Genomic DNA, 11452 nt, shown 5'->3' with positions numbered 1-11452 from the left:
CGTCGCCCGGGCGGGACTGGCCGCCCGGGTGGCGAGCTCGCCCGAGCTGGACGCGACCGCCGTGATCGGGACGCGCCCTTAGCGATGTTAAGGTGTCCCGCGATGGCACAGAAGGGACTGGCGCGGGACACCGTCGTGCGCGCCGCGCTGGAACTGCTCGACGAGGTGGGCCTGGACGGGCTGTCGGTACGCCGCCTCGCCGCCCGCCTCGGCGTGCAGAACCCGGCCCTCTACTGGCACTTCCGCAACAAGCAGGAACTGCTGGACGAGATGGCGCGCGAGCTGCTCGCCCCCGAGATGGGCGGCCCCGGAGAGGACGAGACCTGGCGGGAGTGGCTGACCCGGCGCGCCCACCGCTACCGGCGCACGCTGCTGAGCCACCGTGACGGTGCGCGGCTGGTCACCGGGAGCGACCCGGGCGCGAGCGTGGCGCGGGGGTTCGAGGAGGAGCTGAAGACCCTGGTCGGGCTGGGGTTCACGCCCGGTCAGGGCCTGCACGCGATCGGGTCCGTCAGCCACTACACCCTCGGCTTCGTGCTCAACGAGCAGGCCCGGCGCGAACGCCGGGAGCGGGGCCAGGCCCGGGACCTGGACGCGTACGCCGACTACCCCCTCACGGTCGCGGGCGTGCGCGAGGGCGGGGCCCCCACGAGCGATGAGGCGTTCGCGCACGGGCTGCGGCTCATCCTCGACGGCGTGGCCGTCTCTTTGCGGGACGCCTGAACGGCTTTCTTGCAGTGATTTGCCCCTTTTGATGGGCGGCGTGCTGTTATTTGTCCGTGGACTTCGCCTCTGATCCGCGCTTTCATTTTCTCCGTCGGTTCGGCATCGAATTACGGGGGTCAGATGGCTCGTTCGCGGCGAATCATGCAAATCGCCGTCGCTTTCACGGTGGTGGCGAGCGCCGCCCCTCCGGCGTCGGCGGCGCAGCGGGATCCCGTGCGGATCACGCGTTTCCTCGGGGAACAGCGGCTGGCGCACCGGCTGAAGTTCGAGGACACCACGGTGGGCGGGCTGTCGGGGATCGACCGCGATCCCGGAACCGGCACCTGGTATTTCGTCTCCGACGACCGCTGGCGCTACAACCCCGCCCGCTTCTACACCGGGCAACTGGACTTCGACCGGGACACGGGGGAGTTCGTCGGCGTGCGACTGACCGGGGTCAGGACGCTGACCAGGGCCGACGGCACGCCGTACGCGGCGTACGGCCAGCCGGGCTCGGCCGACCCCGAGTCGATCAGGTACGACCGGTGGAGCGGGCGGCTGATATGGGGAGACGAGGGGGACCGGCCGGACAGCGCCAATCAGGACATTCCGATTTCCGCCGCCGCGGTGCACACGACTGACCTTCAAGGACGTAATGCCGGAGAATTGCGGGTGCCGCCGAATTTGCGGCTGACGGACACCGAAAGAGGGCCCAGGCGTAATTTCGGCTTCGAAGGGGTGGCGGTCACGGAAAGCGGCATCACCGCCGTCACCGAGGGCCCGCGCCACGAGGACGGACCCGTGCCCTCGGTGGCGCGTGGCGCGCCCGCGCGCCTGACCGTGTGGAACCGCATGGGCATCGCGCGCGCCCAGTACGCCTACCCGCTGGACCCCCTGCCCACCGCGCCGATCCCGCCCGAGGGGGACGCCGACAGCGGGGTGTCGGAGATCCTGGCGATCGACAATGACCGCTATCTCGCGCTGGAGCGGTCCTGGATCCAGGGCGTCAACTACCGGGTCAAGCTCTACGAGATCGACCTGCGCGGTGCCACGAACGTGCTGACCAGGGACGACCTTGCGCAGGGCAGACCATATCGGCCGGTGACCAAGCGGCTGGTCTATGACCTCGGCTCCTTCCGGCCCCCGGTCCAGAACCTCGAGAGCCTGGCCTGGGGGCCGCGCCTGGCCGACGGGTCGTGCACGCTGGTGATCGGCTCGGACGACAACTTCGACCAGCGCGAGACGACCCAGTTCCTCGCCTTCGCCGCCACGGGGTGCCCGTGAGGACGCCGGCCGGGAAGGCGTGTCGTGCCTGGTCAGACGGCACGGCTGGGCGCCGCGAGCGTGGGTAGCGTGCTGGATATGGCCACCTTCGACCTGACCATGCTCCGGGCGGTCGTCTTCGACACCGACGGGGTGGTCACCGACACGGCGCGGGTGCACGCCGCCGCGTGGAAGCACGTGTTCGACGCGTTCCTGCGGGGCCGCTCCGCGCCGTTCGACGTGCGCGCCGACTACCTGGCCTTCGTGGACGGGCGGCCCCGGCTGGACGGGGTGCGCACGTTCCTGGCCTCGCGCGGCATCTCGATCCCCGAGGGCGGTCCGCAGGACGAGCCGGGGGCGGAGACCGTACACGGGCTGGGGCTGGCCAAGGACGCGCTGTTCGTGGAGGCGATCGCGCACCACGGCGTGGCCGCCTTCCCCTCCACCGTCGCATTGCTGCACGAGCTGCGCCAGCGCGGCTGCCGCACCGGCGTCGTCTCTGCCAGCAGGCACTGCCGGGCGGTGGTGTCATCGGCGGGCCTGCTGCACCTGTTCGACGTGGTGGTCGGCGGGGAGGACGCCGCCGAGCTGGGGCTGCCCGGCAAGCCGGATCCCGCGCTGTTCCTGGAGGCCGCGCGCCGCCTGGAGCTGGCCCCCGGGGTGGTGGCGATCGTGGAGGACGCGCTGCCGGGCGTCGAGGCCGCGCGGAAGGGCGGGTTCGGCCTGGTCGTCGGGGTGGACAGGAGCGGGTCCGGGGTGCCGGGGGACGGGCCGGGGGCCGCCGCGGGGACCGGTGCCCGGGCGATGCTGGCCGCCGGGGCGGACGTCGTGGTCGCCGATCTGGCCGACACGGACGTCTCCGGCCGCGTTCCGGTGGGACGGCCATGAACGGCGCGCTCGGGCCCGTGCGCCGCGCGCCGCCGTTCGACGCCGTTCCGCTACCGCGGAGGGCGGCTCTCCATCGACGCCGGCCACCACGAGGCACGCGTGAACGGCACCGCGCGCCGTAGCCACACGCGAGGAGAAAAGATCATGACTGGCACCGGAGATCTCGGACGCCGCCTCATCCACTGCCGCGAACGCCTCGGCCTGACCCGTGAGCAGGTCGCCGAACGCGCGGCCATGTCGGCGGGCTACCTGAGATACCTGGAGGAAAATCCCGATATGCCGGACACCGGGGCCCTCTACCGCCTGGCGGACGCGCTGCAGACCACGGTGCACGAGCTGCTGGGCGGCGGCCTGGACCGCCCGCCCGGGCACGGCCCCGCCATGGCCAACCCGACGATGGAGGTGCTGGACCCGGAGGAGTGCCTGAGGCTGATCTCGCCGGGCGGGATCGGGCGGGTGGCGTTCAGCGGCTCGCGCGGGCCCACCGTGCTGCCCGTCAACTACAAGCTGCACCACGGCGTGATCGTCTTCCGCACCGCGTCCGGTGGTCCGATGGACCAGGACCTGCGTTCGGGGCTGGAAGGGGTGGACATCAAGATCGCGTTTGAGGTCGACAAGATCGACGAGGCCAACCGCGAAGGGTGGAGCGTCCTGGTGCAGGGGCCCGCCCACCACGTGACGGCGGACGAGATGGAGGAGGTGGCCGACTCGGGCGTCACGCCCTGGGCGGGCGGCGAACGCCGCCTCTACATCCGCATCGTCCCCCATCAGATCGCGGGCCGGCGCATCCATGGCATGTAGTGGCCCCGGCGTTTCGTCGCAGATCAGAGGCGGTGGGCTGGGATACTGGCGCCCGTCGTCCCGCTGCTGATCAGAGGCCGTCGGCTGGGATACTCCGGTAGCCGGCCGGGCATGATCGCCACTGTCAGGAGGTGCCGCATGAAACGCTTCACCGGGCCGGCCCTACAGGTGCTCATCGTGTTCGCGGTGGCGACCGCCGGCTGCGGGGCCGTGGGCGACCCGCGGGGCTCGGTCCCCGGGACGGCCTCACCCGAGGAGACCACCCCGCCGGGCAGTGCTACGACCACGCCTCCCGGCACGCCGGCCCCTGGCGGGGGCCTGGTCGCCGGCCGCTACCAGCCGCTGTGGCCGTTCTCCACTCCCGGCGAGGCGATGGCGTGGCGGGAGGCGCACCGCAGGGACGGCCGCGAGGCGTGGCACCTCGACGCCCGCCGCACCGCGCTCGCCTTCACCCGCGACTTCCTCCGCTTCACCGAGATCGACCGGGTCGCCAAGTCCGTCCGGCAGGGCGACCACGCGCGGGTGCACGTCGCCTACCAGGCCGAGGAGGGCCCGCGGCCGCTGGTGGCGGCCGTCGTGCACCTGGTGAAGTTCGGCTCGGGCGAGGACGCGCCGTGGGAGGTGGTGGGCACGGACGACACCTCGCTCTCGCTCACCAGACCCCGCTACGGCGCCACCGTGCGGTCCCCGCTGACCGTGGGCGGTCAGATCACGGGCGTGGACGAGAGCGTCAAGGTCCAGGTCCGCCGGCCCGGCTCGGCCACCCCGATGGGGGAGTCGTGCTGCGTGGGCGCCGGCGGGACCGGCTCGCCGTGGTCGGCCCGGGTCTCCTTCAAGGCGCCCCCGGGGCGGACGCTGACCGTCGTGGCGTCCACCGGCGGCCACGTGGCGACCGTCGAACGCTTCGCGGTGACGGGCGTGAACGTCGCCCCCTCCTGAACCCCTGCCCGGCGCGCCGCGAGATCCGGTCTCAGCAGGAGGTCTGGCCGGTCGGGTGGAGGCGGACGCAGCAGTGTTCGGGGGCGGGTTGCAGGCGGGCGGTGACGCCTGTCGCGGCGAGGCCTTCGAGGAGTCCGGTGAGGAGGCACAGGTTCATGCCGCAGACCAGCTCGGTGTGCTGCCGGGCCAGGCTGTGGAAGGGGCAGTTGACGAGGGTGATGGTGTCGCCCTCGTCGCGGGGCTCGAATCCGAGGGCTTCCAGGGCCGGCACGACCGCGGCGCGGGGGTCGGGTGCGGGGTCGGCGGGGCGGGCCTCGCGGCCGAGCTCTCTGCCCAGTTCGCGAGCGCGCCGGTCGAGCACGTCGCGTGGGGGCTCTCCTGAGGTCTGCGCTTCCTGGAGGGCGTCGGCGAGCAGGTGGGCGGCGGTTTCGTAGCGCCGGTCCGGCAGGGAGATCATGATCTGCCCGAGCGCGCGCCGGTAGAGCTTGGCCGGGCGGCCGGCGCCGGGGCCGGTGCGGCCGGTGCGCCGTTCGTAGACGGCTTCGAGCAGCCCTTCGGCCACCAGTTTGTCCAGGTGGAACGAGACCGTGTTGCGCGGCGCCTGCACGGCGTCGGCGGCCTGGTCACGGCTCACCGGCGCGGGCTGCCGCACCACGAACTCATACAAGCGGCGCCGCGTCGGCTCGTCCAGCGCCGCGATGGCGGAGACGCGTGCCGGCCATGCCTCGTCGACCTCGCTCATTCTAAAACCCATTCCTGTTGACTAAATCGCTGGGCGCCTTCTAATGTTAGCGAAACTTGTCAATAGAAGGAGGGGTTCATGATGCGCTGCGCATCCGACGATCGCGGGCGGGCGGCATGAGCGACTCCGTGGCGCGGCCGGTCGGTGGTTCGTCCCCGGACCACCAGCAGCGACGCCTGCGGGTGGTCCGGGGACGCGGCGATGTGGACCTTGAGGCCGCGCAACGGGCGGTGACCGACCTGCTGATCGCGCTGGGCCGGGACCCGGAGTCCGAGCACCTGGCCGACACCCCGAGGCGGGTCGCGCACGCCTATGCCGAGTTGCTGGCGCCGCGCGAGTTCAACCTGACGACCTTCCCCAACGAGGAGGGGTACGACGAGCTCGTCCTGGCCCGCGACATCCCGGTGCAGTCGCTGTGCGAGCACCACCTGCTGCCGTTCCAGGGCGTGGCGCACGTGGGCTACCTGCCCGGCGACCGCATCCTCGGGTTGTCGAAGCTCGCCCGCGTCGTCGAGCTGTTCGCCCGCGATCTCCAGGTGCAGGAACGGCTGACCAAGCAGGTGGCCGACTGGTTGCAGCAGCACCTGGCCCCCAAGGGCGTCGGCGTGGTGATCGAGGCCGAGCACCTGTGCATGTCGATGCGCGGCGTGCAGGTCCGCGGGTCCCGCACGGTCACGTCAGCCCTGCAGGGGCTGCTCCGCGAGGATCCGCGCTCCCGGCAGGAGTTCTTCGCGCTGGCCGGAGCCCACGGCTAGCCCTTCGACAAGCAGACAGGAGACTGACGATGCCGGCACCAGCAACGTTCGTGATCGCCGGAGGCGGCCTGGCCGCGGCCAAGGCCGCCGAGGCCCTGCGCGAGGAAGGGTTCGACGGCGCGATCGTCGTGGTCGGCCGGGAACCGCACCTGCCCTACGAGCGGCCCCCGCTGTCGAAGACCTGTCTGCAGGACGGCGGCGAACGACAGAAGATCTTCGTGCACGACGCGGCCTGGTACCGTGACCACGCCGTCGACCTGCGCACCGGCGTCACGGTCACCGAGATCGACCGGGCCGCTCATCAGGTGACCCTGTCCGACGGCGAGCGGCTCCGGTACGACAAGCTGCTGCTGGCCACCGGGGCCCGCCCGCGCCGCCTGGCCGTCCCCGGTCACGATCGCGACAACGTGCTGTACCTGCGTACCGTCGACGACTCCGACCGCCTGCGTGCCACGCTGTCCGCCGCCACCAGGATCGCCGTCGTCGGCGCCGGCTGGATCGGCCTGGAGACCGCCGCCGCGGCCCGCGCCGCCGACGTCGAGGTCACCGTGGTGGAACGGGAGCGGCAGCCGCTGCTCGGCGCCCTCGGCCCCGAGATCGGCGCCGTCTTCGCCGGCCTGCACCGTGACCACGGCGTCGACCTGCGGCTCGGCGCCCGCCTCGCCGCAGTCACCGAGGCCGGCGTACGGCTGGCCGACGGCACCCACATCGACGCGGACGCCGTGGTGGCCGGCATCGGCGCCGTCCCGGAGACCGATCTGGCCGCCGCCGCGGGGCTGCCGGTCGACAACGGCGTCATCACCACAGCCGACCTGCGCACCGGCGATCCCGACATCTTCGCCGCCGGCGACGTCGCCAACGCCTACCACCCCCTCCTGGGCGGGCACATCCGCGTCGAGCACTGGGCCAACGCGCTCAACCAGCCCGCCGTCGCCGCCCGCGCCATGCTCGGCCGGCAGGCCGCCTACGACGAGCTGCCCTACTTCTACACGGACCAGTACGACCTGGGCATGGAGTACGTCGGCCACGTCCCGCCCGGCCTCGCCCACGACGTCGTCATCCGCGGGGACCTGGCCGAGCGGGAGTTCCTCGCCTTCTGGCTCCGGAACGACACGGTGATCGCGGCCATGAACGTCAACATCTGGGACCAGACCGACGAGCTCAAGGCACTCGTCCGAGCCGCCTCCCCGCTCGACCGCGCCGCACTCGCCGACTCCGCGACCCCGCTGCGCCGGCTCATCCGGTGACAACGGCGTTCGAGCGCGCCCGCGGACTCACACGGTCAGCAGGATCCACTTCCACTTGCTCTTGACGACCTCCGCTCGGCGTTCATGACGATGCGTGCGGGATGAGAATGGACGCCGCACCGAGCAACGAGGTGGCTCCGACGATCGCCACGGGTTGTGATCGCCGAGGGCGGCGGCACCGTCATGCTCGCCTACCTCAAGGCGTGATCCTCCCGTCCGTGAGGACGCTCAACGTCGCCCGTACGTCGTCCTCGTTGTTGAAGTAGTGGAAGCCGAAACGCACGCGGTCGCCGAGCGCGGTCGCCCGCACGCCCCGTTCGCGCAGCCGCGCGGAGAGGCGGTCGGCATGATCGGTGCGCAGCACGACGATCTGGGAGAGCGGGCCGTTCACCACCCGCCGGAAGCCGGCCCTTCGCGCCTCCTCGGTGAGCTGCCGGGCGAGGCCGAGGCAGTGCCGCTCGACGCGGCCGGCGTCCAGCGAGCGGAACAGGCCAAGGGCCGCGCAGGCGCCGATCCAGGAGAACCAGGCGGGGGAGGTGTCGCACCGGCCGGCATCGTCCGCCAACCGCATGGGGCCGCCGAAGTAGCCGTGCGGGGGGCCGGTGGACTTCCAGCTCGGCGCGAGCGGCGTCAGGCCGCCGAGCCGGTCGGGCCTGGTGACGAGCCAGGCCGCGCCACGCGGGCACAACAACCACTTGTAGCCGTGTACGGCGAGGTAATCGGGGCGCACGGCCGCCGGGTCGTAGCGCAGCGCGCCCAGCGACTGCGTGAGGTTGACGAACAGCCGCGCGCCCACGCGGTCGGTCGCCTCCCGCAGGACGGGCAGGTCGAGCCGCTGTCCCTCCCTGCTGGTCACCTCGCTGACGGCGAGCAGGACGGTGTCGTCGTCCAGCGCGGCGATCAGGTCCTCCACCCGGGTCTCCCCGTCGCGTGCCGGGACCGCGACCACGTCGTGCCGGGCCAGCCACGGGAACAGGTTGCTGCGGAACTCCTCGGCCGCCACCACGATCCGGCCGGGCGGCAGGGACGCGGCGACCGTGGCGGCGGCCTCGGAGAGCGAGCCGAGGGCCGACACCGTGGCGGGTTCGACCCCGATCAGCCGGGCGAACAGGGCGCGGGCCCGGGCCGCCGCCGCGTCCCAGGCGGGCCAGTCGAGCTCGCCGGTCGACCAGTCGGACACGGCCTGGTGCATGGCCTCGGTCACCGGGTCCGCACCGGGAGGAACGCCCGGCGTGTCCAGCCATACCGTTGAGCGCAGCGCGGGGAAGAGCCCTCGGAAGTCCTCCGGGCTCATCGGCGCGGCAGGGCGGCCACGCCCTCGATCTCGACGGTCAGCGCCGGATCGGCCAGGGCCGTGACCACCGCGAGCGAATGGGCGGGCCAGTCGCCGTCCGGATACCACTTCGCGAACGTCTCCGCCCGCGCCGCGCGGCAGCCCGCGACGTGTTCGACGCCCGCGACCAGGGTGAACAGCTTCACCAGGTGCTGCGGGCCCGCGCCGAGCGCGTCGAGCAGCAACTCGATGTTGGCGAAGATCTGCCGCGTCTGCGTCTCCGCGTCCGGGCCCGCGAGGGTGCCGTCCGGCAGCGCGCCGACCTGGCCGGAGATCATCACCAGCTCATGGTCCGCCGGGACCGAGGCGAGGTGACTGTACTGGCCGATCGGCGGGGCCAGCGTGGCAGGATTCCAGCGGCGGATCATCGGGTCTCTCCTCGGAGGGCCGGTTTCTGGGGCGTCACAACGCTAGGCGGGGGCGACCGGCCGGATCACGCGTCCACCTGCGGAATTTCAGATAGTCGAAAATCGGGCCGCTCTCTTCGGCGCGACCGCGCCCCGCTGACGTGGCCGGGGCCCGGCGCACCATGATGGAGACCGCGGGCGTACTCGCCCGGCGGGACCTGACAGGGAGGCGGACATGAGCGAGCCGGAGGCCGGCGGGAAGACCGTGCTGCTCACGCTGGAGCGCGGCCTGCACGTGCTGGAGGCCGTGGCCGCCGCGGACGGCACCGCCACCGCGAAGGTGCTCAGCCGTCAGCTCGGCATCAGGCTCGGCACCTGCTACCACCTCCTGCGCACGCTGCTGGCCGGCGGCTACGTGGTCCGCCTTTCCGGCGGCCGTTACGACGTCGGCCACCGGGCGGCGTCGCTGAACCGGCACCTCCAGCGCCGGGCCGGGCCGGCGCCCGAGCTGGCGGTGATCCTGGCCCGGCTGCACGACAGGACGCACGAGACGTCCTACATCTCCGGCTGGCAGCACGGAACGCTGACGTTGCAGCACTACATCTCCGGGCCGCACGCGATGAGCGTCGGCGAGCTCGACGTCGGCTACACCGGGCACATGCACGCGCGCGCCTCCTGCAAGGCGGTGCTCGCCTTCCTGCCGGAGGACCAGGTGGCGGCGATGTTCAAGGGAGTGGAGCTCAAGGCGGTCACCCCGCGCACGATCGTCGACCACGACCATCTCACCGTCGAGCTGGCCCGGGTGCGCAGGCAGGGCTACGCGGTGGACCGTGAGGAGTTCAGCGAGGGCGTGTGCTGCGTGTCGGCGCCCTTCTTCGACGGGACGGGTTCGCCGACGGGCGCGTTCACGGTGTCGGTCCCGACGACCCGGTTCCAGGAGAGGCAGGCCACGATGACCATGGGGGTCCGGGAGGCGGCCGCGATGGCGACCGGCCTCCTGCGCGGGCGGGCCGTGGCCCACGCGGTGCCGGATGGGATGGTGCGTCCCTGCATCGCCCGATAAGGACACCGCCCAGGCCACGCCGCACGGAAACCGCTACCGCCCGCTAGCTGCGATGACGCCGGTTGATCCGTTAGCCTCGGCATCGGGAACGGGCGCGCGCCGCCACGACCGGGGCCGGGGACCGCAACGCAGTGAGGTGCTCATGAGCCAACTGGACAACGCCCCGCCGGAGAGCGGGTCACTGGCCGAACTCGCCAGGCGACACGGGCTGCGCCCCGCCATCGCGCGCCCGAGACTGCCCGTCTACACGCGCCAGCTGTGGGAGCGGCGGCACTTCATCCTGACGTACGCGACCTCGCGCAACGTCTCCAAATACTCGGGGTCCGCGCTGGGCCAGCTCTGGCAGATCCTCACCCCGCTGCTGAACGCGGCCATCTACTACGTGATGTTCGGCCTCATCCTCGGCGGCAGCAAGAACATCGACAACTACCCGGCGTTCCTGCTCACCGGGATGTTCGTGTTCACGTACACGCAGCGGACCGTCACCGCGGGCGCCAAGTCGATCTCCGGCAACCTGTCGCTGATCCGCGCCCTGCACTTCCCCCGGGCGTCGCTGCCGCTGGCGTACACGATCCAGGAGCTGCAGCAGCTCACCATCTCCATGGGGGTGCTGCTGCTGATCGTGACGGTGACGGGGGAGTTCCCCACGTGGTTCTGGCTGATGGTGCCGATCGTGCTGGCGCTGCAGACGTCGTTCAACATCGGAGCGGGGCTGGTGCTGGCCAGGCTGGGGTCCACGGTGCGGGACCTCAGCCAGTTGCTGCCGTTCATCATGCGGACGTGGCTGTACGCGTCCGGGGTGTTCTTCGCCATCCATGACAAGGTCGTCAACAGCGCCCGCCTGCCGGAGTGGGTGGCGACGGTGATGTACCTGAACCCGGCGGCCTCCTACATCGAGTGGATGCGCGACATCCTGATCGGGAGCCACGTCCCGCCGCGGACGGTGTGGCTGTCGTGCGTGTTCTGGGCGGTGTTCTCGCTGGTCTTCGGGTTCTGGTACTTCTGGCGGGCCGAGGACCGCTACGGGCGGGGCTGAGCGGGAACGGCGGCGTCACTGGCTTCCACCACCGCCTCCGCCGCACCCGCCGCCGCCACCACCCCCGCCGTCGGACCCACCGCCTCCTCCGTCGGACCCACCGCCTCCTCCGTCGGACCCACCGCCTCCTCCGTCGGAACCGCCCCAGCCTCCGCCGCCGTCATGGCCGTGGGACCCGCCGCCGCCGTCGAACAGGCCGCCGAAGTCGAAGAACCTGCCCTCGTACGAGGGGTCGCCGTAGGAGTAGGCGGGGCTGCCGTACGACCCGCAATGGCCGGGCGCGCAGCACGCCGCCAGCACCCCGCGGTGGCTCCTGGCCCGCGTGTCGCGGGC

At 72.1% G+C, this 11452-nt stretch carries 12 protein-coding genes and 1 pseudogene; 9 read left to right on the top strand and 4 right to left on the bottom strand.

Going from position 1 to position 11452, the window contains the following annotated elements; translation table 11 throughout:
- Positions 1-102 precede the first annotated feature (102 nt).
- From ACWDX9_RS52315 to ACWDX9_RS52295, 5 genes are all read left to right on the top strand, one after another.
- The gene (locus ACWDX9_RS52315) at positions 103-723 is read left to right on the top strand and encodes a TetR/AcrR family transcriptional regulator C-terminal domain-containing protein (RefSeq protein WP_449969343.1); all 621 of its coding nucleotides are present in this window, start codon (positions 103-105) and stop codon (positions 721-723) included.
- Positions 724-867: 144 nt separating this feature from the next.
- On the top strand, positions 868-1989 hold the full coding sequence (locus tag ACWDX9_RS52310) for an esterase-like activity of phytase family protein (protein WP_449969340.1): 1122 nt from the start codon (positions 868-870) through the stop codon (positions 1987-1989).
- A 78-nt stretch (positions 1990-2067) separates the two neighbouring features.
- On the top strand, positions 2068-2856 hold the full coding sequence (locus ACWDX9_RS52305; RefSeq protein ID WP_449969338.1) for an HAD family hydrolase: 789 nt from the start codon (positions 2068-2070) through the stop codon (positions 2854-2856).
- Between the two features lie 144 nt (positions 2857-3000).
- Positions 3001-3657, top strand: coding sequence for a helix-turn-helix domain-containing protein (locus ACWDX9_RS52300; RefSeq protein ID WP_355212112.1), 657 nt, complete (start codon positions 3001-3003; stop codon positions 3655-3657).
- A 138-nt stretch (positions 3658-3795) separates the two neighbouring features.
- Positions 3796-4596: a hypothetical protein gene (locus tag ACWDX9_RS52295; protein WP_449969336.1), complete on the top strand. Its 801-nt coding sequence runs from the start codon at positions 3796-3798 to the stop codon at positions 4594-4596.
- 31 nt (positions 4597-4627) lie between these two features.
- Here ACWDX9_RS52295 and ACWDX9_RS52290 read toward each other — a convergent pair whose 3' ends face one another.
- A complete protein-coding gene (locus ACWDX9_RS52290; RefSeq protein ID WP_449969333.1) occupies positions 4628-5338 on the bottom strand; it encodes a helix-turn-helix transcriptional regulator in 711 nt (236 codons plus the stop codon).
- 116 nt (positions 5339-5454) lie between these two features.
- On the opposite strand from ACWDX9_RS52290, the gene folE reads away from it, so the two are divergent.
- Together folE and ACWDX9_RS52280 are read left to right on the top strand one after the other, a co-directional pair.
- Positions 5455-6093 (top strand): GTP cyclohydrolase I FolE, encoded by a 639-nt coding sequence (gene folE / locus ACWDX9_RS52285; protein WP_449969330.1) that lies wholly within the window; start codon positions 5455-5457, stop codon positions 6091-6093.
- A 29-nt stretch (positions 6094-6122) separates the two neighbouring features.
- Positions 6123-7340 carry an NAD(P)/FAD-dependent oxidoreductase gene (locus ACWDX9_RS52280; RefSeq protein ID WP_449969327.1) on the top strand — a complete coding sequence of 406 codons (1218 nt, stop codon included), beginning with the start codon at positions 6123-6125 and terminating at the stop codon, positions 7338-7340.
- Positions 7341-7536: 196 nt separating this feature from the next.
- On the opposite strand, the gene ACWDX9_RS52275 is transcribed toward ACWDX9_RS52280, so the two are convergent.
- Both ACWDX9_RS52275 and ACWDX9_RS52270 read right to left on the bottom strand, forming a co-directional pair.
- A complete protein-coding gene (locus ACWDX9_RS52275; RefSeq protein WP_449969324.1) occupies positions 7537-8634 on the bottom strand; it encodes an aminotransferase class V-fold PLP-dependent enzyme in 1098 nt (365 codons plus the stop codon).
- Positions 8631-9041 carry a RidA family protein gene (locus ACWDX9_RS52270; protein ID WP_449969322.1) on the bottom strand — a complete coding sequence of 137 codons (411 nt, stop codon included), beginning with the start codon at positions 9039-9041 and terminating at the stop codon, positions 8631-8633. Before ACWDX9_RS52270 ends, ACWDX9_RS52275 begins: the two co-directional genes overlap by 4 nt.
- A gap of 214 nt (positions 9042-9255) precedes the next feature.
- Here ACWDX9_RS52270 and ACWDX9_RS52265 point away from each other — a divergent pair, with 214 nt between their 5' ends.
- Together ACWDX9_RS52265 and ACWDX9_RS52260 are read left to right on the top strand one after the other, a co-directional pair.
- Positions 9256-10083: an IclR family transcriptional regulator gene (locus tag ACWDX9_RS52265; RefSeq protein WP_449969319.1), complete on the top strand. Its 828-nt coding sequence runs from the start codon at positions 9256-9258 to the stop codon at positions 10081-10083.
- Positions 10084-10225: 142 nt separating this feature from the next.
- Positions 10226-11119, top strand: a complete 894-nt coding sequence (locus ACWDX9_RS52260; RefSeq protein ID WP_449969316.1) for an ABC transporter permease — start codon at positions 10226-10228, stop codon at positions 11117-11119.
- A 15-nt stretch (positions 11120-11134) separates the two neighbouring features.
- Here ACWDX9_RS52260 and ACWDX9_RS52255 read toward each other — a convergent pair.
- Positions 11135-11452 (bottom strand): annotated as a pseudogene (locus ACWDX9_RS52255) (hypothetical protein); the annotation flags it as partial.

This window comes from Nonomuraea sp. NPDC003201 (genome assembly GCF_053590415.1).
The sequence above is the reverse complement of the archived record's forward strand: the minus strand, read 5'-3'. Positions and strand labels throughout refer to the sequence as shown.

Bases quoted from the DNA above. Each gene is read 5' to 3' on its own strand.
- ACWDX9_RS52315 (WP_449969343.1), top strand. From the start codon at position 103: ATGGCACAGAAGGGACTGGCGCGGGACACCGTCGTGCGCGCCGCGCTG.
- ACWDX9_RS52310 (WP_449969340.1), top strand. From the start codon at position 868: ATGCAAATCGCCGTCGCTTTCACGGTGGTGGCGAGCGCCGCCCCTCCG.
- ACWDX9_RS52305 (WP_449969338.1), top strand. From the start codon at position 2,068: ATGGCCACCTTCGACCTGACCATGCTCCGGGCGGTCGTCTTCGACACC.
- ACWDX9_RS52300 (WP_355212112.1), top strand. From the start codon at position 3,001: ATGACTGGCACCGGAGATCTCGGACGCCGCCTCATCCACTGCCGCGAA.
- ACWDX9_RS52295 (WP_449969336.1), top strand. From the start codon at position 3,796: ATGAAACGCTTCACCGGGCCGGCCCTACAGGTGCTCATCGTGTTCGCG.
- ACWDX9_RS52290 (WP_449969333.1), bottom strand. From the start codon at position 5,338: ATGAGCGAGGTCGACGAGGCATGGCCGGCACGCGTCTCCGCCATCGCG.
- folE (WP_449969330.1), top strand. From the start codon at position 5,455: ATGAGCGACTCCGTGGCGCGGCCGGTCGGTGGTTCGTCCCCGGACCAC.
- ACWDX9_RS52280 (WP_449969327.1), top strand. From the start codon at position 6,123: ATGCCGGCACCAGCAACGTTCGTGATCGCCGGAGGCGGCCTGGCCGCG.
- ACWDX9_RS52275 (WP_449969324.1), bottom strand. From the start codon at position 8,634: ATGAGCCCGGAGGACTTCCGAGGGCTCTTCCCCGCGCTGCGCTCAACG.
- ACWDX9_RS52270 (WP_449969322.1), bottom strand. From the start codon at position 9,041: ATGATCCGCCGCTGGAATCCTGCCACGCTGGCCCCGCCGATCGGCCAG.
- ACWDX9_RS52265 (WP_449969319.1), top strand. From the start codon at position 9,256: ATGAGCGAGCCGGAGGCCGGCGGGAAGACCGTGCTGCTCACGCTGGAG.
- ACWDX9_RS52260 (WP_449969316.1), top strand. From the start codon at position 10,226: ATGAGCCAACTGGACAACGCCCCGCCGGAGAGCGGGTCACTGGCCGAA.